Below are 23,460 nucleotides of genomic sequence, written 5' to 3' on the forward strand. Positions count from 1 at the left end.
AAAACATATATGTAATTTTAGAAATAAATATCTGAAAACTCAACATTAATAGCATTCATAAGTTTATCCCCATCTACCTGATTTCCACTTTTTTTATCTTTAAAGTCATTTCCAATCGGAAGAGTAACAGTAAATGTGCTACCTTTCTCTAATTCACTTTCAAGCTTTATGTTTCCACCCAACATCTCAACTAATTTTTTTACTAAAGCTAAACCCATTCCACTTCCCTCTGCCTGCCTTGAAAGATTGTTCTCAGCTTGTCCAAAGGGTTTAAATATTAATTCATACTTATCTTTAGCTATCCCTATTCCACTGTCCTTTACAGATATATCAACTGTTTGAGCTTCTTTATTTTCATTAATGCTAACCATAATTGTGCCGCCCTCTGGTGTAAACTTTATAGCATTTGATATGAGATTTAAAAGTATACGTTCATATATCTCGTTATCTATAATTAAATCTCTACTCTCTACATTACTCTCAAAATCTAGATCTATGTCCTTTTGCTCTGCATAATCTAGTACCCATTGAGTTATAAATCTTGTAATCCATACAATATCCATTTTTCTCAAATTCAGCTTCATTTCTTCTGAACTCAATTTTGTAATATCTAATATGTTATTTACGAGCCTTATTTGCCTAAAAGTATTTCTTTTCATACTTCCTAAAAGTTTTTTAACCGGCTCAGAAACATTTTTAATATGTATTTTTTCAATTAACTGAATTGCTGAATAAATTACATTGATTGGGGTTTTAAATTCATGAGTTATTAATGTTATAAACTCATCCTTCCTAATTAAATCCTGCTCCAAGATTTCTCTTTGAGCCTTTTCTGATTCATAAAGTAATTTTTGTTGTCTGCTTATCTCCCGATTTTGTTTTCTAAGTAATAATTCACGTTCTATAGAATCTACTACAGTTGATAAAGTTACTAGAAAAAGTGGATTATGAAGTATTACAGCTGTCATAACACTTATGGTTCCAATTAACTTTCCATCATCTGAATTGTAAAAAGGTACAGAATAACAGGCACTTTTATATAAATGTTTATGATAATGATTAGTTCCTATAAGCTGAACAGGAGCTTTTTCTTCAATACATAAACTAACAGTATTTGTCCCCATAGCATCCTCTGTAAACTGAACACCTGGCTTAATCCAAAGATCTCTCGCAGTATTTTCTATAGTTTTGTCTCCTAAGGTATCAAGCAGAAAACCTTTATCATCAGATATAACAACCAGTATAGGTGTTCCCTTAAGTGAATCAATTATTTTATTGCTAAAAAAACTTGCAACCTCTAAAACTTCTTTATATTCTTCTTTCTTTCTAGCTAACTCATCTTTTGTCATTACAACTTTAGGTATTTGAACTTTATTAGGATCCATTCCTAATAGCTTGCATCTCTTTTTGGAGTCTTTAATATATTCTGCTTCTTCTTCAAACGACTGTTGTAACATATACTACCTTCCTTCCTAAAAGCAAAAAATAGGTATTAACTTCATCTTTCAATTTTACCATATTATATAATATTTATAAATGATTTTAAAGTTTAAGTAAAGTTAACAAAAGGACTACTGAATTTTTATAAGTAGCCCTTTTAATTATTATGAATTTTTCATTATTACTCTTTCTACTACAGTCGCTACACTTTCACAAGCATCACAGCACTTTTCAAAATATCTAAAGGTATCTTTCCAGCTCATTAACTCTATAGGATCTTTAAGATTTATATAAAGATTTCTTATGGTTGTAGTGTAGAGCCTATCTCCCTCTTCCTCTAATGAATTTATATCTTCTATTAAAATATGTATCTTCTGGGATTTTTTAAAGTGTTGAAATTCTTCCATCAAGGCCTTAACCTTATCACATCCTTTTAAAATCAAATCACAAAAGTCTAGCGCTTCTTGTCTCATGGTACTTATATTAAAAGTGTATATCTTTACTAATATATCTTCAATATCATCAGTTAAATTATCGATATGATGAGAAAGTTCTATAATATCATCTCTTTCAATAGGTGTAATGAATTCTTTTATAAGTTTGTTCATCATCTCATGTTTTTTGATATCTGCACTATGTTCGATTTCATGCATTTCTACTATCTTTTCATCTAATTTATTTACATCAAAGTTTGATAAAGTATCATGAAGTAAAGAAACTGCAGTACAAGAAAAATTTGATAGCTCGATTAATAATTCAAAATAGTCATTACCTTTTTTGTTTCTCATTTTTTAACCGGTCTCCTCTCAGTTAGTTAAAATCTATATTAAAATATCCAAATAAAAAATTTAGCCATTATAAGTCCTATAAGACCACAACCTGGAAAAGTAAGTACCCATGTTAAAACCATTTCATTAACCTTTCCCCAGTTAACTGATCTAATTCTTTTAGCCGCCCCAACTCCCATTATAGAAGTAGTTTTAGTGTGAGTAGTACTTACAGGAATTCCTGTTAATGATGATAACAAAAGGCATCCTGCTGCTGATAAATCTGCTGAAAAGCCTTGATATTTTTCTAATTTTACCATGTCCATTCCCACAGCCTTTATGATTTTATATCCACCTATAGAAGTTCCTAACGCCATAACTACAGAACAAAGTACCATAAGCCATATAGGAATAACAAAATTTGAAACAGAACTTTGTCCATTTGCTAAAAATATTCCAAGCATAAATACCCCCATGAACTTTTGTCCATCTTGAGCCCCATGCATAAAGGCCATTGCAGCTCCTCCACAAACCTGAGCTCCTTGGAAAAATCTATTAGTTTTTCTCCTATCAAAACCTCTACATATAAATTCTACGGACTTTACTGTAAACCAGCCCATTCCAAAACCTAACACTGTAGATAATATTAATCCATATATAACCTTTATCCACTCAGCCCCATTAATACCATTAAATCCACCTTGAAGTGCTATTGCAGCTCCAGATATTCCTGCTATTAAAGCGTGACTTTCACTTGTTGGAATTCCAAAATACCATGCAGCCGTTGCCCACACAACAATAGCAAATAAAGCCGCACATAAAGCTATAAGTGCATACTTAGAATCACCACCAAAATCCACCATATTATATATAGTCTGCGCAACATTTGCATTTATAATTGTCATTATAAATACTCCAAAAAAATTAAACACAGCTGCCATTAAAATAGCTGAACGAGGACTTATTGCTCTAGTAGAAACACAGGTTGCAATAGCATTAGGTGCATCTGTCCATCCATTTACTAGAACTACTCCTAAAGTTAAAATCGTAGTAATTAACAATGCTGGATTATCTAACATTTGACTAAGAAAATCATTGAAAGAAATAGTCATAACATATCTCCTCTCATTTTAAGTTAATTTCTCGTTCTAACAAATTATATCTTTCTTATTCTTTATTTATGATTAAGTAAAAAACTTTATCTATATATTAATATAATTCAATATTTTATAAAAATTTCCTTCTCTATAAAGGGCATGTACTTCTAAAATTTAATTAAAGAATTTTACTCTTAATGGCTGGTGTGTTATTATATATTGAGACTTATTTCTAAGAAAGGATTAGCTATGAATATTGCTTTAATTTACGGCTTTTTAGCCATTATCACATTTGCACATGCCTTTATGTGTTATAAGAAAAAAACTTTAATTCGTCCATTAAGTAAAAGACCTTTACTTGTAGTAAATAATTCCTTCTATAAAGTACAATTTAATTTGGGTAGCATGGCTGCAATTATATTTCTCTTAATATCGCTAGTAAATACAATAATATCTAATAAAATGGTTTCAATTATTTCTCTTATAGTTACAATTTTATCTATAGGTGCTTTAACTATAATATTAGAAGAAATGGCCTTAAAAAGAGGGTACATAAAATTAAAAAAATAACTACTTAGTGTGAATCTAAGTAGTTATTTTTTATTCAAAGGAATTTGAACCTGAATCTCTAGATAATTTTCTTTTATTATCCCCCGAACCTTTCCATTCATCTGCTCAACTAATACTTTAACAATAGACAGTCCTAGACCAGTAGTTTTTCCTCTTGCTTTATCACCAGTATAGAAACGTTCAAATAATCTTTCTACATCTATTTTTGAACTATGTTTCATAGGATTTTTGAAAGAAATGATTCCTTGTTCATTTTCTATAACTTTTACTTCTATATCTCCAGCTGAATGAATGGAACAATTACGTATCAAGTTTTGGATAACCCTAGTAAGCATCTTTTTATCCCCTAAAACAAATATAGCCTGTTGTGGATTAAAGTGTACTACAAGATTTTTATCTTCAAGAACCTCAATTGATTCCACAATACATTGTTCAACTAAGTTTGTAATATTAATACTTTCAAGCTTAGGTTTCGCTTCTATGTTTAAAACATAGGAGTATTCAAAAAAGTTTTCTATTAATATCCCAAGCTCATCAGCATGTTTTTGAGCTATCTCTAACTTTCTAGTTTGTTCCTCTGATAGTTCTCCTTTTAGTAGAAGCTGCTGATATCCCTTTATTGCAGTAAGCGGAGTTCTTAAATCATGAGAGATATTTGCTATTATTTCTTTAAATTGATTTTCCTTTTTTGTATCATTGAGTCTAAGAGTTTCCTCATCTTTTAAACATTTATTAATATTAGCTACAAGTTTATTAAGTTCAGAATTTATAAGTTCTATAGAAATTGGTTGCCTTGTCTTTTCTAACCTTCTTTTATTTAATTGATTGCTAATACTTCGCAATTGATGTTGGAGATACACTATATAACTTATCAAAAATATAATTATAACTCCAAAAACAATTACCAAATCTTCCACAACCTTTCTTTCTACTTAATTTCCGCTTTTCTAAATAAACTATAGGTTACTCCAAGCATTAAAACAATAAATACTAAACTTACAATCACAGCCTTTACTATATCTTCTGTTCCTGTATTTAAATTAATTAGAGTATAGTTTCCACCATAAGGCATAACGGATAGTATATTTTTAAGAACTGAATTACTTTCACCAAGTGCTGAGAGCTGTGCAACAAGAATAGTTACTCCATAATAAATTCCTACAACTAAAACTGGTTTTTTAGTTGTAAGTGCTATAGGTACACAAATACTTAGTTGAGCTACATATACTATAATTAATGTAATAATTACTCCTAATAGTTTTAATACCTCTGTAGCAGAAAAAACTGTTCCATAATCAATAGTCATGACATTTAAAAATCCCAAAGCCACATTTCCCATATTGAACTTATTACCTATATTAAGTGCTACTATAGTCACAACAACATATGGTATAAGAATAACTATAATTGAGCAGAAAAATGTAACTGCTTTACTTATTATAACCGCCCCTCTATTATTTCCACTTGAAATTGAACCATGGATTATTTTATTTTCAAAGTCTCCACTTATAAAAATACCAGCCATAACTCCACCCAAGATGCTAATTACATTGATATCAGAAAACATAAAACCAATTCCATTCATTCCATCAAAGCTTCCCTTTGCTATTGAATAAGCTATCAATGCCATTATTAAAGAACTTAGGGTTGCAATTAAAAATAATACCTTGATAGCCATTGTTTTACGTAATTTAAATAAATCGGCTTGAATTAAATTAAACATTCACATTCCCTCCTATTACAGAAATAAAGTAATTCTCAAGTGTGTCTCCCTGAGTGGAGAAATTAGTTGTAATTATTCCATTTTCAAATATCACCTTTGCAACTAAATCCTCTTTATCTAAATAATCATAAAGTTTAACTTCTCTATTTGGCATAACTTTAAAATTATTAGTCTTTAATTCTGTTTCTAATATACTAGCTAACTTTTCTGGGCTATCACAGTTAATGAGAATATGATGTTTGCAGTTTTCTTCAAGTTTTTCAAGGGTAAGAGTCTCTTTTATTTCCCCTTTATGGATTATTATATAATCAGTAGCCGTTTGATAAAGTTCAGGAAGATTATGACTTGATATTAAAATTGTAACTTGCTTCTCTTCACACAGCTTTTTTAATAGGTTACGAATCTCAACTACTCCTAATGGGTCAAGTCCATTTATAGGTTCATCTAAAATAAGAAGTTCAGGATTTCCTATTAACGCTATTGCTATTCCAAGCCTTTGCTTCATTCCTAATGAAAAATTTTTAGCTTTCTTTTTTCCTGTATCAGAAAGTCCTACAAGTTCTAATAATTCATCCTCAATCTCTTTGTTAGGTATCCCCTTCATAATTCTATGAAATCTTAAATTATCCTTTGCAGTCATATTGGAAACCAGACTAGGATACTCTATCATAGCACCTATTCTTTTACGTTCTAGTTGAAGTTCTTTCTCTCCAACATGTCCAAATAGTTCTATACTTCCACTGGTTGGAAAACTTAGTCCTGTCACAAGTTTCATAAAAGTAGATTTTCCAGCACCATTTTGTCCAATTAGTCCGTATATCTTACCAGCTTCTAAAATTATAGATACATCATTTAATGCATTTATACCATTATAACTTTTCTTCAGGTTATTTGTTTTTAAAATATATTTATTCATCACTCACCCGTCCTCTCTAGTTTTAGTATAAATTTCAAAGGTTTAGAAAAGGTTAAGACTTTGAATAAAAGTGTTTAAAAACAGATAATCAATTCTTATATAATCTATATCCCAGTCCCCATACAGTTTCTATGTAATTTTCATTAGGGTTTATCTTTTTTAATTTATTACGTAGGTTACTTATATGAATTTTTACTGTATTATCATCTCCAAGATATTCTTCCTTCCATATTGATTCATAAAGGTTAGATTTACTAAAAACCTTACCTGAGTTTTTTATTAGCATTTCTAGAAGCATATACTCCTTGGCAGTAAGTTCAATCTCAACATCATTAACCATAACTTGTTTTCTATTATCATCTAGAGTTAAATCCTTATAGGTAAATTTCTTGCTACCTTGTATCTGTCTACTCGTTCTTCTTAAATTAGATTCAACCCTTGCAACAACCTCTCCTAAATCAAAAGGTTTAGTTATATAATCATCTGCCCCTATTTTCAAAAGATCAATCTTAGTTCCTACCATATCCTTTGCAGAAATGATTATAACTGGTACATCAGAAAATGTTCTAATCTCTTTAAGAATTTCATCTCCACTTTTATATGGAAGCATAATATCCAGCAAAATTAAATCATAGTTACTTTCTTTAACTTCTTTAAGACCTTCTATTCCAGTATACATTGATTTAACCTTATACCCAGAATCCATTAACTCTTCTGAAAGCATATTATTTACGTCTTTATTATCCTCTATTACTAAAATATTTTTCATTCAAATATCATCCTTCTTTTAATACTATTTCTCTTAAAATAGTTTTCCTTATATTATTATAATCCTTTTGCCCTTTACTTTTATATTATATTTTTTCCTAGATTTCTGTCTACATATTAATTTCACTCGCAACTTATATTTCCTACCTGTATTGACAAGTTGTAAATATATAATATAATTATATGTGTAAGGACAATTAAAAAATAAAAGGAGCGTTAATTATGAACAGTAAAAAAATTACCCTTGATTATCTTAAATATTTAAATGAAACTTGGAATAAGGTAATAGAAAATGAAGTTGATTCTATTGAAAAGGCCGCTGAATTAGTAGCTGACTCATGTGAAAAAGGTGGACGTTTTTATGTTTTTGGATCAGGTCACTCTCATATGGTTGCTGAAGAAATATATATTCGTGCTGGTGGACTAGCTTTTGTTAAAGCAATATTAACACCAGAGCTTATGCTTCATCAGATGCCTAATAAAAGTACTTATCTAGAACGTTTAGATGGATATTCAAAAAACATCTTAGATTTATACAAGGTTGATGAAAAAGATACTTTGATGGTGATATCAAACTCTGGAAGAAATAATGTTCCTGTTGAAATGTGCATAGAAGCTAAAAAGAGGGGAACAAAAGTTATTTCTATGACCTCCTTATCACATTCTAAAAATGTTACTTCTAGACATTCATCTGGTAAGTTAATGTTTGAAGTTTCTGATGTTGTAATTGATAATTGTGCTCCAAAAGGTGATGCAGCTTATCGTATAGAAGGTTTAGATGCTGATCTTGGTCCAACTTCTGATTTTACTGGTATAGGAATAGCACAAAGTATTATAGTCGCAACAGTAGCAAAATTAGTAGAAAGAGGCGTTGATGTACCTGTATTTAAAAGCTCAAACTTAGATGGAGCTGATGAATATAACGATAACTTATTTAGTAAATACTATGGCTACTGGAAATAAAATTAATAAGGAGGGTTTTAATGAAAGCTATTTTATTATGTCACTATAAAGAATCAAAAATGTTTCCTTATGATTTAAACTGGCAACCAGCTTGTTTGCCAATTGTTGATACCTCTAATATAGAAAGAATAGTTAAACAGCTACTTAATAACTCGTTTTTAGAAAAAGATATTTATGTAATTGTTGATTACAGAAAAGATCAAGTACAGTTCACCTTAAGACATTATGCTAACATTAATTTTGTAGCTATATCACATAATGATTTAAAATCTGCTATTAAACAAGTTAGTGAAGATTTTAAAGAAGATTTTCTAATTTATTATGGTAATAGCGTAGTAACAGACTCCGATGTAGAAAAATTCCTATCATCAAATTATACTAATAAAGCTCTAGTTGTAAAAAATAATGAACCCTCTATAGATCATATTTGTGCAAATGTTGAAAATGGTAAAGCTAAAGTTTTCTTGGGACATCCCCGTGAGCACTATGTTACTCATAAGATTGCTGGAGTCTTTTCCTTAAGTTATGATAACCTAAAATCCGCACTTCAAGTTGATATAGGTTTTGAGAAAAACATTTCTGGGGCAATGCCTCCTCAAGAGTATTTTTTTGAAAATGGATTAAATAATGTTTTAGAAACTGATAATATTTACTCAATTGAAACTGGCTTTGATGTCTTTAGCTTAAAGTTCCCTTGGGACTTACTAAATGCCAATGAATATTATATTAATAAACTTTGCACTGAAATGTCTGCCCAAGCTCAAAACAATATGGATATTGATCCGTCAGCTGTATTAAATGGTTTTGTAAAGCTAGGAAAAAACAGTATCATTGGTAAAAATGTTGTTATAAATGGTAATTGTATCATAGGTGATAATGTTTTTATTGATAATGGAGTTATTTTAGAAGGTAATAATTATATTGGGGATAACACATATATAAAAGATTATGCTAAAATAGGCTCCAATTCTGTTATAGGAAAAGATAATAAAATAGGTCATAATGCTGAAATTAAAGGATTAACCATGGACGGGGTATCAGCTGTACATTATAGTGAAATATTTGGAGTTATCGGAAAATACGTTGATATAGCAGCAGCTTGTGTATCGGGTATTTTAAGATTTAACGATTCAAGCCAAGTTCAAAAAATTGATGGCAAAACCTATTCTGGTAAAAATACTAATGCTGTTTTTATTGGAGACTTTACTAGAACAGGAATTAACAATATATTTTTACCTGGCTGTAAAATAGGTTCTAACTGTGCTTTATATCCTGGTTTAATTGTAGATGAAGATATAGCTCATGGAAAAATTGTTTTAAAAAGGCAAGAACTTATCATTAAAGAATGGGGATCTGAAAAATATGGCTGGTAAAAACTTAATTAGTTGCTAATAATAATTTTTTTTAATATAATTTAAATCAAAAGTAACTAATATTGATATATAAGGATGGACATATTAAAGATGGAAAATACTACTCAAACTAAATATGAATTAGTCATAGACTATGTTCTTTCAAATATTAAAAATGGATTATATAGACCTCATCAAATGATTGAATCTGAAAATGAACTTTCTGATAAACTTAATGTTTCAAGAGTAACTGTAAGAAAAGGTTTAGAGGAGCTTGTTAATAGCAAAGTGCTTAATAAGAAAAAAGGAATAGGAACCTTTGTAAATCCTCTTCCAAAATATTTTGGATTTAAAAGCGGTGTAGGTTTTAGTTCGGAAGCTAAAAAAAGAGGTCTTAAGCCCTCTACTGAACTTCTATCATTAGAAAAACTTCAAGCAGATGAGGATATTTCTGAAGCTCTTCAAGTTCCAGTGGATTCTCCTATATGGAAAGTTGAAAGAATACGTTATGCTAATAACATAGCAATCTGTTATGAATTAGAATATTTTGATGCAAATATAGTAAAGGAAATACCTGAAGAAGTTTCTAAAACATCCATTTATGAATATCTATCTTCTTTAGGAATTACCTATGAATATGTGGATCAAAAAATTACGGCTGTTAATGCTAATCAAAAACTAGCAACCTATTTAAATATACAAGAAAACAGTGCATTAATTCATATGGAGATTTCAGCCTGCCTATCAAATGGTAAGCCTTTTAATATTGGAAATTCTTATTATCAAACAGACAGTTTCTACTTAGTTCAAACTATATATAAATAATTATTCATATTATAAGACCCAAGAAACTACCTTCTTGGGTCTAAATTATCAGTAACTAATTTTCGCAAAAAATACTTAATAGAAAATATTATGCTTTAATTCCCATAAAGGTATGATTTATTAAAGCCTCAATAAAATAATCGTCAATCATATCTCCTGTAATAAGTAATCTATAAAATATAGGGCCCCATATTAAATCAACTGTTACCTCTACATCTATATCGTATCTTATCTCCCCTCTTATGATTCCACGATTCAAAATTTCCTTGGAAATATCTCTTCTTGGTTTAAAGTAGGCACTTCTATATATATCAGCTAAACTTGAGTCAAATTGCCCTTCTCCTATTATTTCAATTAAAACATTTCCTTCTCTACTTTTAATAAAGTTAACAAAGTTACTTACTTGCATTTGCATATCTATTAAAGCTGAGCCAGTATTTGGAACTGGTAACTTTACTGAAGTAGCCTCTAAATAAGCCTCCATAATAACTCCAGCTTTATTTGGCCACCATTTATAAATAGTAGCTTTAGAAACTCCAGCTTTTTCAGCTATCTTTTCAACAGTAACTGTATCAAAACCTTTTTCAAGTAGTAAATCATATGCAGCAGTAAGAATATCCGATTTTGTTTTCTCACTACGGGGACGTCCTAATTTCTTCTCCATAAGTTATATCCTCCTTATGTATTACATAAATAAACTTAAAAACTATATTTATATTATAAATTAAAAGAAATTAAAAATCTACTCTTTACAATACTAAACGTTTAGTATATTATATATTTATAAACTAAACGTTCAGTATATTAATTAAGGAGGAATTTTAAAATGAAAGTTATAGCATTTAATGGAAGTCCAAACAAGGAAGGTAACACTTATCACGGAATAAAAATAGTTCTTGAGGAGCTAGAAAAAAAAGACATAGAAACAGAGATAATTCATGTTGGTAGTAAATCTATAAGGGGATGTATAGCTTGCAGAAAATGCTCTCAAAACAAAAATGGTAAATGTATAATAGCTACAGATCCAGTTAATGAATGGATTGAAAAAATGAAAGAGGCTGATGGAATAATAATAGGTTCCCCTGTACACTACTCTGCTATAGCTGGCACAATGAAGTCATTTTTAGATAGAGCCTTTAGAGTAGCTGAAGCTAATGATAACCTATTAAGATATAAGGTCGGAACATCAGTTGTTGCAGTAAGACGTTCAGGAGGAATCCCTACTTTCAATCAACTAAATAACTATATAAATCATTCAGAAATGTTTATGCCTACATCTAATTATTGGAATGTTATAAATGGAACAAAACCTGGAGATGTACTTCTTGATGAAGAAGGTATTCAGATAATGAGAGTTCTTGGTAAAAATATGGCTTGGCTTATGAAGTTACTAGAAAGTGGAGAAAAATCATTACCAAAACCCAAAATGGAAGAAAAGATATTTACAAATTTTATTCGCTAAAAGGAGCTGTTTTAAATGGAAGCAATAAATAATGATAATACTAAAAATACTAATGTATTAACTAAATTACTAATTTTAATCATGGCAATAACTTGTGGACTTACTGTTGCAAATCTTTATTATATACAACCATTGCTTGGTGACATTGCTAAAAGTTTTAATGTTCACGAGGTAAGTGTTGGTTCAGCAGCCATGCTTACTCAAATAGGTTATGCAGTTGGAATGATATTTATTTTACCCCTAGGAGATATTAAAGAGAGAAAAAATCTAATAACCATTATGCTTTTATTTTCAGTTATTTCACTATTTACTATGGCTTTTTCTCAAAACATCTATATGCTTATTATTTCTTCTTTTGCTGTAGGTTTCACCTCAATAATCCCTCAGCTTATAATTCCGCTAGCAGCACAACTATCAAACCCTAATGAAAGGGGGAAAATAATTGGTACTGTAATGAGTGGCTTATTAATAGGGATTTTAGTATCGCGTACTATTAGTGGTCTTATAGGAAGCCATTTTGGATGGAGAGTAGTTTATATTGTTGCAGCTATTATGATGATAATTTTAACACTGGTTTTAAGAAAAGTTATCCCCATTACAAATCCAATTTCTGAAGTAAGGTATTTTGATTTATTAAAATCATTACCTAAATTAATAAAAAATGAACCCATCTTAAGAGAAGCCTCTTTAAATGGAGCTTTGATGTTTGCAGCCTTTAGTGCATTTTGGACAGCCCTTACCTTCTTACTTGAAAGTCCACATTATAACATGGGCTCTCAAGCAGCTGGATTACTCGGACTAGTAGGAATTGTTGGTGCATTAGCTGCTCCTTTAGTAGGTAAGTTAGCTGACAAAAAAGGCTCTCGTTATGTTATAGGAATCTGTATCATCATTGTATCTTTATCTTATATATTATTTCTTATCCTTGGATTTAAGATGATTGGTTTAATAATTGGGGTTATACTACTTGATTTAGGTGTTCAATCCTCCAATATATCAAACCAAGCAAGAGTTCACTCAATGAATGAAGAAAAACGTAACAGAATCAACACAGTTTATATGGTAAGCTTTTTCCTTGGAGGGTCTTTAGGTTCATTTTTAGGTTCCTCAGCATATTCAAACTTAGGCTGGGTTGGTGTTTGTATCTTTGGAATTTCAACTCAAATTATAGCTTTAATTATTCATAAAATAACAAAGTAACTATTTAGGTTTTAAGTTAGATATTTGTTCCCTCAGCCAATTTATAACTTTTTCTTTATCTTTATTTTCATTATCAATTTGGTTCCAAATAGATATAAAATAATTTTCAAAAGCTTTTATTACACTTTTCTCTGAAATAAAAAGGTTAATTTCTCTATCATAGTCATAGAATTTAAATAACTCTTTAGAATCTGACTTTAAGGTTTCTATTAATATGCCGCTGTTTTCTTTAACCATCCAATATAATTTTGAAACTGAATCAACTTTACTCTGTTCTATAAGTGCAATTTCAAAATTTTTGTTACTTTCAAGCATATGAATAACATTTTCTAAGTGACAAATAATATCTTCATCTGTAGGTATTACATCCTCTAATATATGGTATTGATCAAAGGCATATTTCTTTTTAGAAACTAAAATTTCTATTGATTCCTTAAACCATATATCTTTAAACTTATAGTATTTAATTTGTTCCTTAAATGAATTAACCCTAATATTATGAAGATAAACCCTATTATCAATTTCTTCTTTTGTTTTATTTGATAATTTTAGAAATTTTTCATACAAGCCAGTAGGCATTGATAATGTGCTTATATCACCCTTAAAACAATATCTACTCCCTAACATACTTTCAACTTCAGCAAACTTCTCTTGAAATTTAATAAGCTTCTGTGTAGGGAAATATGAAAATAGTGGTTTGCAAGCAGCAAAAAAACTTGAAAAATGGGTTGTTAAAATATTTGTACTAACTGAAGAACTAAATACAAATGCATGCTCTAATTTATTAACTTTGGACGATAAAAAACAAACTAAAGTCCCAAAATCTTTTATTATAAATAACTCATTAATTAAATTAAAAGATTTTTCTTCACTTCTAAAGTAGTATATTTTGAATCTAGGAGAATTCATTATTAATCTCATATCTTTGATAAAAGCTATTACTTTATCAACATTATTATTTAAATTAATTAAGTATGTAACATTCCACCCCAAATTTAGAGCTTTTATTAAAGCTGATTTCCACCTTAACGTAAAACTATCTTTTTTCATAAGGAAATCCAAATTATTATTAAGAGTTACAAATATATTCTTATCCTTTATTGATGTTATATTTATAGCATCCTCTAACATGTTTAATGCAAAATATAAAATATTTTTATGCCCATATATTATATTAATATTTTCTTTATGATTAGGAGCTTGAGGGTACTCATAACCAGCATTTAAACTTTCATTTTTTACATCTGAATTACGCCCTATATTATAATCATGTATAGTTTCTTTTACTTTTCTTTTTTCAGTAAACTTTTCAATAGAATATCCTTGAGATTCATAAAGATTTTTAGATATTATATCATCCAAATCTAAACTCTCATCATAAAGTTCTTTTATAGACCATTCTCTAAGTAGATTATTAATGGAGTTTCTTTGAGCAGAACTATATATATTACTACAAAGAAACTTTGTTATTAAATTTATATACGAAGAATTATAAGATGGAACTCTCTTGTCCCTTATCCATTTATATATTAACGAAGAATCAACATTTATTCCTCTAGCCAAAGTACTTCCCTTTATATTAAATATTTTTAACAATTCATTTAAACATAGTCCAAAGCTTTTTTCAGTCATTGCTTATAACTCCTTATAAAAAACTATTTTTGATATATTTCCACATGATTATATCAAATCTAACAAATAAAAAATTGTAATATTTTACCAATTTCCTGCATTATACTGTATTTTTCTTATTTGTCAGAGAAATTTCCAGGACAAGCTCCTAGAATCGTTGAATATTTACTATTGAATTATTATTATTAAATAATATAATGTTCAATTCACTTGGGAGGAAATATATATGCTAAAAAACTTTAATGTAAAAACAAAAATATTCTTCTTGTCTTTTCTATTATTATTCTTCATTGCAATCAATTCTATTATTGGATCTATAAATATTTCTAGAGCCAATGATTCTTTGATAGATCTTTATAATAACAATTTACTTTCTATAAAATATCTGTTAGATAATAGAAATCAATCTAGAGCCATAGAAGGAGACATTTATTATTTAGTACTTAATTCAGAAAACAAGGGAAAACAACAAGAAAAGCTTAAAGATATAGAATACAGAATAAAAGTAGCTAATGAAAATTTTGATGCTTACAAATCCACCAATCTTGATGAAACAGAAAAAGAAATGTTAGCTAATATGGAAAAAACCTTAAGTATATATAGGGATAAAAGGCAGGCAGTCATAGACTTAGCATTACAAGGAAAACAAGATGAAGCTACAAAAAGCTTTGAAGAGATTGAACCCATAGCAAATGAATTTCAAAATGACTTAAACGAATTATCCGAATATAATATAAATAAAGCTGAAAAAACTAAAGATAATAATGTAAAAAAAACAGAAGAGGCATTATGGATCTTCTTTATCTTTGGCGCAGTTTGCTTTTTAATTGGTACATTTCTTGCCACTATAATTACAAAAAGTATTGTGTCCCCAATAATAAAAATCAAACAATTTGCCTCAAGGCTAGAAAATTCTGATTTCTCCACAACTATTAGTGTGGATAGCAAAGATGAGTTAGGAGCGGTTTCAAAAGCTCTTAATAGTGCTCAAATTAATGTAGCTACTCTCATAAGTGAGGTATTGAGTTCCATACAGAATCTTATTTCTGAAAGTGAGGAATTATACTCTATAGCTGAAGAACTTACTGCAAAAATGCAAGTGATAAATACTTCAACAGAGGAAATTGTAGCTGGTATCCATGATTCTAGCGCTGCTACAGAAGAAATTTCTGCATCTATTCAAGAAGTGGACTCAAATATTCAAGTATTATCAAATAAAGCGGTTGAAGGAAAGAAAAAATCTGAGTCTATAAAAGTAAGAGCTATAGAAATTAAAGATAAAAGTATTATTTCTGTTGATAAAACTGAACAACTTTATGAAGAAAAAGAAGAGAAAATATTAAATGCACTTAAAAAGGTGGAGGTTGTAAAAAACATAAAAGTAATGACTGATACCATATCAAGCATTGCTAATCAAACTAATCTCCTTGCACTTAATGCTGCTATTGAAGCTGCACGGGCAGGTGAACAAGGCAAAGGTTTCTCTGTTGTGGCTGAAGAAATAAGAAAATTAGCTGAACAAGCATCAGAATCAGTATTAGAAATACAAGATACAATAAAAGAAATTAATGAAGCTTTTTTTGATATCAAAGAAAACAGTAACGATATTTTAAATTTTATTCATAATGATGTAAGACCTCAGCTAAGTAATCTTACTGATACAGGAAACAAATACTATGAAGATGCAGGATTTGTTTTTGACATGTCAGAAGGAATTTCCTCTATGAGTGAGGAAGTAAATACTACAATGGAAGAGATAAGCTCTTCTATTGTAACTATGGCAGATAGCGCTTTAAAATCTAGTGACAATGCAGAAAGTATTAAACATGGAATAAATGAAGCATTTGTAGGAATGGAGGATATATCTAAAAGTGCTCAAATTCAATCTGAAATGGCCCAAAAACTCAGTATAATTGTAGAAAAATTTAAGATATAGCTTTTTCTAAAATATATACTTAACCCCCTCAGCTTATTATTGTACTGAGGGGGTTATTTTTTATTATATATTATCTCATAACTAATTCATCTGGAACATTTTCTTTGCCTTGTCCATAATAATCAAATATTTTAACTGCTTGTTCAATCTGTTCTGCAGTCATCATGGCTACGTTACCACTCATTGATTTAGCTATGCAATAGGTTTTTGCAGCTTCTTCTAAATATACACAAGAATACAAAGCTTGCTTTAATGAATTCCCTACTGTTATTACTCCATGATTTTTTAGAATAACTGCAAGTTTTCCATTTAGATTTTCAACTGCTTCTATTCCCATTTGTTCACTTGCTGCTGATGAAAAAGGACATACATTAACTGAACCCTTTGTAGCATTTGCAAGTGTAGTTAAATTGCACTTAAACTCTTCTTGAACTAATCCTAATGCCGTTGCATAGGGTTGATGAGTGTGAATTACTGCATTAATCTCTGGCATATTATTATAGATATATAAAAGTGCCTTAGTATCAACTGATGCCTTTCTAGTTCCTTCTATAATCTTTCCAGATAGCTCCATAAGAATTATATCATCTATTTCTAACTCTTCGTATATCATTCCAGAAGGTGTAACTAGCACTCTATCTTTATCTACCTTTAAGCTTACATTCCCTCCAGAAAGTGCAATTAATCCATATCTATCAAGTTTAATGCCAGCATTAATAACTTCCTTTTTTTCCTTATCGTACATTCTTCATCTTCCTTTCTGCATACCTTGCATTATTTACTTTTATTTTCTGTTTTAGAGAATTAGGATGTATAACTGCTTCAACTTTTAATAGTTTTTCTTCTAACTCTTTATAATCGTTATAGGCTTTTAGATCTATCCAGTATCTTCCCTTAAATAGTGATGGATTATTAACCCTTATATACATCTTTCCAGCTAACTTCTGTTCTTTGATCTTAAAACTCTTTATATCGCTTTTGAGGTAAGCACAAGATTTATTGAAAGCTGAAAAAGTTATTTGATTATTATCTATTACTATTTTTTCCGGATAAGCCACAGCTATAAAATTTGTTATAATAGTATACATACATAAAAAACATACAAATACCCATAAATAATTCATTGTTGACCCTACACTCAATCTATAGATGCCAAATAGCAATGCAATTGCCGCTAAAATACCTGCATATATAACTCTAACTAAAAATGTTTTTCTATCAAATACATACTCTCTTCTCATGCTTCCTCCTATATAATTTATTAAGCTTGTTTTAATTCTCTTGCTTCTTTAAGTATTCTGTTTCTATTTATTAGAGCTAATCCTAATGCTATAACTGCAACTATTCCCATACCAATCCATCCAAAATCATTTAATCTTACAATTGCCCAGGTTAATGGATTAGCTCCATCACAGATACTTGATATTTGGGCTGCACCTGAAGGTAATGTATAATTTGCATTAACAGCTGCTGTAGTTATTAGTGGAGACAAATTAGTTGAAATTAATAATCCAGCTGCAAGTACAACTATTCCATTAACTAAAGCCCTAAATCCATTCCCATTAACTACTGGAGTTATAAGAACAAACATCCATGGTATAACTGCTAAATCTGCAAATGGTAAGACCTTATTACCAGGTAAAATAACTGCCATAAATACTGTTAGTGGCACAAGTATAAGGGATACTGAAAGTGTTAGAGGATGTCCTACTCCTACTGCTGAATCAAGCCCTATATACATTTTGCCTCTATTAGAAAATTTCTTACTTATAAATTCAGATGCTGCATCTGATATTGGTAGTAATCCTTCCATAAGTAAGGATGCCATTTTAGGTATAAGAACTAATACTGCTCCCATTGATATACCAAGTCTTAATACATCGCCGTATCCATAACCCGCAACAGCTCCTATTACTAGACCTAAAGCTGTTCCTATTATAATAGGTTCACCAAATACTCCAAATCTTTGTTGTACTTTTTCCATATTAATATCTATTTTTCTTACCCCTGGAATCATATCAATTATCTTATTTATTACTATTGCTATTGGAGCATATGCCCCTGTAAATCCATGAGGAAGAGATACCCCAGGTAATCCTAATGTTTTTTCAACTCCTGGTGCTGTATAATCTCCAATTACCATTATAATTACCATATTTAAAATTGCAGCAATTAGTCCCATAGTCTGGCTACCAGTTACTATTGCAACTAAAGCTCCTGTAAATGCGAAGTGCCAGTAATCCCATATATCAACATCTACAGTTTGAGTTGTATTAGTTATTATCATAACAATATTCACAAGTAGACATACTGGAATTATAACCATACCAACAGTTGATGCAAATGCAATTGCCGCTGCTGCTGGCCAACCAACATCAATAACCGATAAAGATAATCCAAAACGTGTTATCATCTGTTCTACTGCTGGTCCCAAGTTAGTTCCTAAGGCACCTATTACTAAATTTAACCCTATAAAACCTACCCCAACTGTTAACCCAGCTCTTAAGGCTTTTCCTTTTTCTGTCCCTAAAACTAATCCAAAAACAAAGATAATAATTGGCATCATTACGGTAGCGCCTAAACCTTGTATAGCACTAAAAAAACCTAATATTTGTGACATAATACACACCTCTCCTAATCTTTAATTATTTCATAAGATCTAAAATTTCTTTAGTTGTCTTGTCAACACCTACTCCTGTCAAAAAGCATATACCATTTATAAAAGGACATTTAACCCCTTCTGGTTTCATTGTTGTTGATATAACAAAATCAAAACTTCCTGATTTAGCTGCAACCTCTGCTATTTTGCATTGCTCAACTTTGTATTGACCTTTGTATCCGTTTGCATCAAGTATTTTTTCAACCTTTACTCTTGCAGCAGTAGAAGTACAAACCCCTGCTCCACATGCTAATAATATTCTTTTCATTTTTCAACACTTTCCTTTCGTATATATATTTTTATAATTTTTTTTAATAAACTAATATAACATCATCTCCTTAAAAATTAGTTCTAATCTATATTAGCTTTTTTCATTATGCTCTTAAACTCATCAATATTTGTGCAAGCTATAACTTTTTTAAGCATCTCTTGATCTTGAAATAAATCAACAAGTTTTTGAAGGATATCTATCTGTTGCTCTGACTTTAAAAGTCCAAGCATAAAGATTGCACTAACTTTTATCTCATTTTTTTCATCAACCATATCTTTAAAGATTACTGGTTCCTTTAATGACATAAACCCAATCTGTGGCCTTATTATATGAATGCTATCCGTATGTGGGATAGCTATACCTATATCATTAATACTAAGTCCCGTAGGATAAACTTTTTCCCTATCTATAACTGCTTGAAAGAAAGTATCCTTTACTAATTTGTTTTCCAAAAATTCATCTGCTATTTTTTTTATCCCTTCTTCTTTGTTTTTTACTGATTCCTTAAAAAATGTAATCTCCTTATCAAAATACATCTTTATATACCTCCGCTTCCTATTGTATTCTTCTTTCAAATAATTCAATTATTTGTGCCATATCAATACTACTTTTTGCATTGTTTATCGCTTCTTTAAATTCTGAAATCTGTAATAAATTTATTAGATTAAATAAAGCATTTAGATGTTTTTCTTTATCTACAGCATTTATGATGCATACATATTTTATTGGGTCATAAATTCCTGCATTAAAAACCACTGGATTTTTTAATCTAATTAAATTAAATCCAAGCTTTATTCCTCCATCGTCAATTTCTGAGTGTGGGATAGCAAAGCCTTCAGAAATCACATAATATGGTCCATTTTGTTCTGTATTTCTTATGATAGATTCAACATAGCTATCTGTTATATATCCTCTATTTAATAGATTGGTTGAAGCTTTCTTTACAGCCTCTTTCCAATTATCAGCCTCTACATCTAATTCAATAAATTCCTCTGTTAATAAATCTGAAAGACCTAAAACCACTCTATTTTTTCTTTCAAAATAACTATTTAAACTTTCTCTAATTACCTCCAATATTTCATCATTTTTTATTATAGGCTCTATCTTTTTCATAATATCTGTGCAATCATTTTTGCATAGTTTTGTGGAATTAATGGAACCGCAATTATCTATCATTTCTCTCATTCTCAAAAAATCACTATCAGTTAATTGAGGAGATATCCTAATATAAGGAACAGAAACACTATCTAAATCTACTGTTGAAATAACAAAGTCTATATCATTTCTTAATGAATCTTTTAGTCTATGTTTTGGTAATACATTTATTATATTTAGATTAAATCTTTCTAAAAGTTTGGATTTTAAAAGCTGGCTTGTCCCAATTCCACTGTTGCAGATTAGTATTACATTACATACAGTCTTTTGGGTTTTCATTTTTTCAATTGAGGCACAAATATATATGACTATATATGCAATTTCCTCCTCACAAATAGACCTTTTGGCATACTGCTCTAGTATATCTATATTTTCTATAACCACTTCTTTTATAGGGGCATACTTTTCTATAATAAAATTTATTTCGTAATTTTCGTTAAAGCTTGTAAAGCCGTCTATAAATATTCTTTCTAGATGATTTGATAAACTTTGAAAAAGCTCATAATCCTTATATAAAGGAAGATCTAAGGCTTTTGATAAATTCATAATAAACAATCTAGTTATGGTTTGTATTTTTACTATTTCTTTGCTTCCATCTATGGAATCACTTTTCTTAAGGTATCCAAAGCCTTTTGAGAAATTTTCTAAATATCTTAGTTCATTTTTATTTAACTCAAGGTCAAAATGCTGGCAAACAAGTATATATAGTCTTTCTATTAATTTATTGTTGGTTTCTTGTTTTTCTAATTTATGACTATCTAAATACTTACCTAACCTCATTCTAAAAATTGCTACACATAGGTAATTCCAAAGCATATTAAAGGAATACTCTGTTAACTGCATCTCCGAATATTTTTCTGCTTCTGATATAAGGTTTTGTAGTATTATGTTTGTATCTTTATCTATTGCACGTATATCGCCAATCTTCATATTTTTTGCCTGCTCTTGATGGGAAAAGAGCTCGTATAAATCACCATATCTAAATAGAATATTTACAAATAAATCTCTTATATTTTCTTCAGAACCATTAATACAAATCCCTGTATTTGTTTGAGAATTTACTGAAAGATTATACTTATTTAAAAACTTATTTAGATATTTTAAATCTCCAATAACCGTTGATCTAGATACGTACATGAAATCCGCAATATTTAGTAGGGTTACATGTTCATGGGTAAATATAAGTAATAAAGACTCAACTACCAAACGTTCATCTTTTGATAGTTTATAATCATAAAAGCTAAGTGTAGAAAGTGTTTGATATATAGATTTACTTATTTTGTCTACGTAGAACTTGTTATCTGTCATCTTTAAATAAGCAATTCCTTTTCCTTCTAAAAACTCATTAACTTCCTGAATATCTGCCTGTATAGTTTTTACGCTGATATTTAAAATCTGCGATAATGCTTTTATATCTAATTCATTTGGTCTTTCGTATATTATCTTAATAATTTCGCAAGTTCTTTTATACAAGATTAACACCAACCTTTATATTTACTTTAGTTGTATATTCAAATAGCAAAATCATAAAACGTTTCCAGTAGCAAAATATATTTCTCTATTGTTTTTCAAAAGTATACTTTATCTCAAAAGTAAGTCTACCTTATAGTGTTACTTTACCACCTTTTGTTTTAAAACAAAAGTTTAAAACCATTCCAAAGTCAAGAACTAAATTGTACCAATTAATTAGACATATCCAATCTAATTATAAAAAAAACAACCCCCAGCTACCTTAAAAATATAGCTAGGAGTTAAAATCATAATTCTAATAAATATACTCGTAAATCCTATAACTTATAAAATCAATAGTATCATTATTGACTGAATAAATCATATAATTACCTTTTCTCTCTTTTGTTACAAGCTGTCCTTCTTGAAGAAGTTTTAATGCCTTAGATACAGCTGCTTCTGATATATCTAATAGGCTGCTCAACTCTTGTGTGCTTTTACCTTTTTTACTTATTGCTTTTAATATCTTTAATCTTGTAGAATCCCCTAAAGCCTTTAATGTTCTTTCTAAATCTTTAGGACTTTCTTTTTCAGTGTTTTCTGTTTCAACTAAACATGTTAAATTAAGAAAATCATCTATTATTCCTATAAGAAGATGAGGCCCAACAAAAGTTGATACATTAATTGAAACTCTCTTAAGATCTCTTTTATAAACCTCATATTGCTTATTTTTATAAAAAACTATCTTATCTTCATGAACCTTTATTCTTTCATGAATATCTTGAATTAAATTGAAAACACCCTTTTCTTTTGCAAACTTCACCTTTTGCTTTAACATTCTAGTTATAAAAGGCTCTATATATTTTAATTCACCTTCAAATATATAAGTATAGAAGTCTCTTAATAACCTTAAAAGTTCTTGGTACTGATTTTTAGTGATTTTTTTATCATATTCTTTAAATATCTTGTTTATCTCATGTATTGATATCTTTGATAGTACATCTATGGAACTTAATATATTTAAATCTGAACATTCTTCAAAATAATGACATACATCCATGATTATACAATACTCATCAGTGATATCAGCATAAATCTTTATGTCTTGTTTCATATCTGGGTTCATCTGTTTATTAACTTTTTCTGCCCACTTCTTCCTATGAATATGATGTTCTGGATTTGATAGTACATGAAGAGCACAAAACATCTCAAAAAGCGGTGAATACACAAATTCACATAGTACATCTTGTTCATAAATAACATCTATTTTCATAT

Annotated in this window: 23 protein-coding genes; 7 read left to right on the forward strand and 16 right to left on the reverse strand. The window is 29.4% G+C overall.

Going from position 1 to position 23,460, the window contains the following annotated elements:
• Window positions 1–17 precede the first annotated feature (17 nt).
• The 3 genes from BUA92_RS04775 to BUA92_RS04785 all read right to left on the reverse strand — a co-directional run bounded on the left by BUA92_RS04775 (window position 18) and on the right by BUA92_RS04785 (window position 3,319).
• On the reverse strand, window positions 18–1,457 hold the full coding sequence (locus BUA92_RS04775; RefSeq protein WP_073017276.1) for an ATP-binding protein: 1,440 nt from the start codon (window positions 1,455–1,457) through the stop codon (window positions 18–20).
• A 147-nt stretch (window positions 1,458–1,604) separates the two neighbouring features.
• Window positions 1,605–2,228, reverse strand: a complete 624-nt coding sequence (locus BUA92_RS04780) for a DUF47 domain-containing protein (protein WP_073017278.1) — start codon at window positions 2,226–2,228, stop codon at window positions 1,605–1,607.
• 38 nt (window positions 2,229–2,266) lie between these two features.
• Window positions 2,267–3,319 (reverse strand): inorganic phosphate transporter, encoded by a 1,053-nt coding sequence (locus BUA92_RS04785; protein WP_073017280.1) that lies wholly within the window; start codon window positions 3,317–3,319, stop codon window positions 2,267–2,269.
• 234 nt (window positions 3,320–3,553) lie between these two features.
• On the opposite strand from BUA92_RS04785, the gene BUA92_RS04790 reads away from it, so the two are divergent.
• Window positions 3,554–3,874, forward strand: coding sequence for a hypothetical protein (locus BUA92_RS04790; RefSeq protein WP_139259301.1), 321 nt, complete (start codon window positions 3,554–3,556; stop codon window positions 3,872–3,874).
• Between the two features lie 23 nt (window positions 3,875–3,897).
• On the opposite strand, the gene BUA92_RS04795 is transcribed toward BUA92_RS04790, so the two are convergent.
• The 4 genes from BUA92_RS04795 to BUA92_RS04810 form a co-directional block, all read right to left on the reverse strand.
• Window positions 3,898–4,749, reverse strand: coding sequence for a sensor histidine kinase (locus BUA92_RS04795; RefSeq protein ID WP_242950060.1), 852 nt, complete (start codon window positions 4,747–4,749; stop codon window positions 3,898–3,900).
• Window positions 4,750–4,802: 53 nt separating this feature from the next.
• Window positions 4,803–5,597: an ABC transporter permease gene (locus tag BUA92_RS04800; protein ID WP_073017286.1), complete on the reverse strand. Its 795-nt coding sequence runs from the start codon at window positions 5,595–5,597 to the stop codon at window positions 4,803–4,805.
• Window positions 5,590–6,513 carry an ABC transporter ATP-binding protein gene (locus BUA92_RS04805; protein ID WP_073017288.1) on the reverse strand — a complete coding sequence of 308 codons (924 nt, stop codon included), beginning with the start codon at window positions 6,511–6,513 and terminating at the stop codon, window positions 5,590–5,592. The genes BUA92_RS04800 and BUA92_RS04805 overlap by 8 nt, the downstream gene beginning before the upstream one ends.
• Window positions 6,514–6,601: 88 nt before the next feature.
• A complete protein-coding gene (locus BUA92_RS04810; RefSeq protein ID WP_073017290.1) occupies window positions 6,602–7,282 on the reverse strand; it encodes a response regulator transcription factor in 681 nt (226 codons plus the stop codon).
• Between the two features lie 221 nt (window positions 7,283–7,503).
• On the opposite strand from BUA92_RS04810, the gene BUA92_RS04815 reads away from it, so the two are divergent.
• The 3 genes from BUA92_RS04815 (at window position 7,504) to BUA92_RS04825 (ending at window position 10,421) form a co-directional block, all read left to right on the forward strand.
• The gene (locus BUA92_RS04815) at window positions 7,504–8,244 is read left to right on the forward strand and encodes an SIS domain-containing protein (protein WP_073017292.1); all 741 of its coding nucleotides are present in this window, start codon (window positions 7,504–7,506) and stop codon (window positions 8,242–8,244) included.
• A 20-nt stretch (window positions 8,245–8,264) separates the two neighbouring features.
• Window positions 8,265–9,617 carry a nucleotidyltransferase family protein gene (locus tag BUA92_RS04820; protein WP_073017294.1) on the forward strand — a complete coding sequence of 451 codons (1,353 nt, stop codon included), beginning with the start codon at window positions 8,265–8,267 and terminating at the stop codon, window positions 9,615–9,617.
• A gap of 75 nt (window positions 9,618–9,692) precedes the next feature.
• Window positions 9,693–10,421 (forward strand): GntR family transcriptional regulator, encoded by a 729-nt coding sequence (locus tag BUA92_RS04825; protein ID WP_207650334.1) that lies wholly within the window; start codon window positions 9,693–9,695, stop codon window positions 10,419–10,421.
• 88 nt (window positions 10,422–10,509) lie between these two features.
• On the opposite strand, the gene BUA92_RS04830 is transcribed toward BUA92_RS04825, so the two are convergent.
• A complete protein-coding gene (locus BUA92_RS04830; RefSeq protein ID WP_073017299.1) occupies window positions 10,510–11,085 on the reverse strand; it encodes a TetR/AcrR family transcriptional regulator in 576 nt (191 codons plus the stop codon).
• Between the two features lie 162 nt (window positions 11,086–11,247).
• Between BUA92_RS04830 and BUA92_RS04835 the strand changes: the two genes are divergently transcribed.
• Window positions 11,248–11,883 carry a flavodoxin family protein gene (locus BUA92_RS04835; RefSeq protein ID WP_073017301.1) on the forward strand — a complete coding sequence of 212 codons (636 nt, stop codon included), beginning with the start codon at window positions 11,248–11,250 and terminating at the stop codon, window positions 11,881–11,883.
• A 15-nt stretch (window positions 11,884–11,898) separates the two neighbouring features.
• Complete coding sequence (locus BUA92_RS04840; protein ID WP_073017304.1) at window positions 11,899–13,083, forward strand: MFS transporter; 1,185 nt, start codon at window positions 11,899–11,901, stop codon at window positions 13,081–13,083.
• Here BUA92_RS04840 and BUA92_RS04845 read toward each other — a convergent pair whose 3' ends face one another.
• Complete coding sequence (locus BUA92_RS04845; RefSeq protein ID WP_073017306.1) at window positions 13,084–14,715, reverse strand: hypothetical protein; 1,632 nt, start codon at window positions 14,713–14,715, stop codon at window positions 13,084–13,086.
• A gap of 226 nt (window positions 14,716–14,941) precedes the next feature.
• Between BUA92_RS04845 and BUA92_RS04850 the strand changes: the two genes are divergently transcribed.
• The gene (locus BUA92_RS04850; RefSeq protein WP_073017309.1) at window positions 14,942–16,651 is read left to right on the forward strand and encodes a methyl-accepting chemotaxis protein; all 1,710 of its coding nucleotides are present in this window, start codon (window positions 14,942–14,944) and stop codon (window positions 16,649–16,651) included.
• Window positions 16,652–16,721: 70 nt separating this feature from the next.
• On the opposite strand, the gene BUA92_RS04855 is transcribed toward BUA92_RS04850, so the two are convergent.
• The 7 genes from BUA92_RS04855 to BUA92_RS04885 all read right to left on the reverse strand — a co-directional run bounded on the left by BUA92_RS04855 (window position 16,722) and on the right by BUA92_RS04885 (window position 23,458).
• Window positions 16,722–17,396, reverse strand: a complete 675-nt coding sequence (locus BUA92_RS04855; RefSeq protein ID WP_073017312.1) for a class II aldolase/adducin family protein — start codon at window positions 17,394–17,396, stop codon at window positions 16,722–16,724.
• Complete coding sequence (locus tag BUA92_RS04860) at window positions 17,386–17,892, reverse strand: hypothetical protein (RefSeq protein ID WP_021802593.1); 507 nt, start codon at window positions 17,890–17,892, stop codon at window positions 17,386–17,388. Before BUA92_RS04860 ends, BUA92_RS04855 begins: the two co-directional genes overlap by 11 nt.
• 20 nt (window positions 17,893–17,912) lie before the next feature.
• Complete coding sequence (locus BUA92_RS04865) at window positions 17,913–19,271, reverse strand: PTS galactitol transporter subunit IIC (RefSeq protein WP_073017314.1); 1,359 nt, start codon at window positions 19,269–19,271, stop codon at window positions 17,913–17,915.
• A 25-nt stretch (window positions 19,272–19,296) separates the two neighbouring features.
• Entirely contained in the window at window positions 19,297–19,578 is a 282-nt protein-coding gene (locus tag BUA92_RS04870; RefSeq protein ID WP_073017316.1) for a PTS sugar transporter subunit IIB, read from the reverse strand.
• Between the two features lie 83 nt (window positions 19,579–19,661).
• Complete coding sequence (locus BUA92_RS04875; protein WP_073017318.1) at window positions 19,662–20,117, reverse strand: PTS sugar transporter subunit IIA; 456 nt, start codon at window positions 20,115–20,117, stop codon at window positions 19,662–19,664.
• Between the two features lie 19 nt (window positions 20,118–20,136).
• Complete coding sequence (locus BUA92_RS04880; protein WP_073017320.1) at window positions 20,137–22,209, reverse strand: BglG family transcription antiterminator; 2,073 nt, start codon at window positions 22,207–22,209, stop codon at window positions 20,137–20,139.
• A gap of 292 nt (window positions 22,210–22,501) precedes the next feature.
• A complete protein-coding gene (locus BUA92_RS04885) occupies window positions 22,502–23,458 on the reverse strand; it encodes an ArsR/SmtB family transcription factor (protein ID WP_073017322.1) in 957 nt (318 codons plus the stop codon).
• Window positions 23,459–23,460: the final 2 nt, after the last annotated feature.

It is taken from the genome of Clostridium intestinale DSM 6191, assembly GCF_900130055.1.
Taxonomy (GTDB): domain Bacteria; phylum Bacillota; class Clostridia; order Clostridiales; family Clostridiaceae; genus Clostridium_T; species Clostridium_T intestinale.

What these genes read in the sequence shown, in the direction of transcription:
- BUA92_RS04870 (WP_073017316.1), bottom strand. Translation starts at nt 19,578, where the DNA reads ATGAAAAGAATATTATTAGCATGTGGAGCAGGGGTTTGTACTTCTACT.
- BUA92_RS04885 (WP_073017322.1), bottom strand. Translation starts at nt 23,458, where the DNA reads ATGAAAATAGATGTTATTTATGAACAAGATGTACTATGTGAATTTGTG.
- BUA92_RS04855 (WP_073017312.1), bottom strand. Translation starts at nt 17,396, where the DNA reads ATGTACGATAAGGAAAAAAAGGAAGTTATTAATGCTGGCATTAAACTT.
- BUA92_RS04830 (WP_073017299.1), bottom strand. Translation starts at nt 11,085, where the DNA reads ATGGAGAAGAAATTAGGACGTCCCCGTAGTGAGAAAACAAAATCGGAT.
- BUA92_RS04820 (WP_073017294.1), top strand. Translation starts at nt 8,265, where the DNA reads ATGAAAGCTATTTTATTATGTCACTATAAAGAATCAAAAATGTTTCCT.
- BUA92_RS04805 (WP_073017288.1), bottom strand. Translation starts at nt 6,513, where the DNA reads ATGAATAAATATATTTTAAAAACAAATAACCTGAAGAAAAGTTATAAT.
- BUA92_RS04875 (WP_073017318.1), bottom strand. Translation starts at nt 20,117, where the DNA reads ATGTATTTTGATAAGGAGATTACATTTTTTAAGGAATCAGTAAAAAAC.
- BUA92_RS04860 (WP_021802593.1), bottom strand. Translation starts at nt 17,892, where the DNA reads ATGAGAAGAGAGTATGTATTTGATAGAAAAACATTTTTAGTTAGAGTT.
- BUA92_RS04815 (WP_073017292.1), top strand. Translation starts at nt 7,504, where the DNA reads ATGAACAGTAAAAAAATTACCCTTGATTATCTTAAATATTTAAATGAA.
- BUA92_RS04845 (WP_073017306.1), bottom strand. Translation starts at nt 14,715, where the DNA reads ATGACTGAAAAAAGCTTTGGACTATGTTTAAATGAATTGTTAAAAATA.
- BUA92_RS04840 (WP_073017304.1), top strand. Translation starts at nt 11,899, where the DNA reads ATGGAAGCAATAAATAATGATAATACTAAAAATACTAATGTATTAACT.
- BUA92_RS04810 (WP_073017290.1), bottom strand. Translation starts at nt 7,282, where the DNA reads ATGAAAAATATTTTAGTAATAGAGGATAATAAAGACGTAAATAATATG.
- BUA92_RS04835 (WP_073017301.1), top strand. Translation starts at nt 11,248, where the DNA reads ATGAAAGTTATAGCATTTAATGGAAGTCCAAACAAGGAAGGTAACACT.
- BUA92_RS04780 (WP_073017278.1), bottom strand. Translation starts at nt 2,228, where the DNA reads ATGAGAAACAAAAAAGGTAATGACTATTTTGAATTATTAATCGAGCTA.
- BUA92_RS04825 (WP_207650334.1), top strand. Translation starts at nt 9,693, where the DNA reads ATGGACATATTAAAGATGGAAAATACTACTCAAACTAAATATGAATTA.
- BUA92_RS04865 (WP_073017314.1), bottom strand. Translation starts at nt 19,271, where the DNA reads ATGTCACAAATATTAGGTTTTTTTAGTGCTATACAAGGTTTAGGCGCT.
- BUA92_RS04790 (WP_139259301.1), top strand. Translation starts at nt 3,554, where the DNA reads ATGAATATTGCTTTAATTTACGGCTTTTTAGCCATTATCACATTTGCA.
- BUA92_RS04800 (WP_073017286.1), bottom strand. Translation starts at nt 5,597, where the DNA reads ATGTTTAATTTAATTCAAGCCGATTTATTTAAATTACGTAAAACAATG.
- BUA92_RS04785 (WP_073017280.1), bottom strand. Translation starts at nt 3,319, where the DNA reads ATGACTATTTCTTTCAATGATTTTCTTAGTCAAATGTTAGATAATCCA.
- BUA92_RS04775 (WP_073017276.1), bottom strand. Translation starts at nt 1,457, where the DNA reads ATGTTACAACAGTCGTTTGAAGAAGAAGCAGAATATATTAAAGACTCC.
- BUA92_RS04850 (WP_073017309.1), top strand. Translation starts at nt 14,942, where the DNA reads ATGCTAAAAAACTTTAATGTAAAAACAAAAATATTCTTCTTGTCTTTT.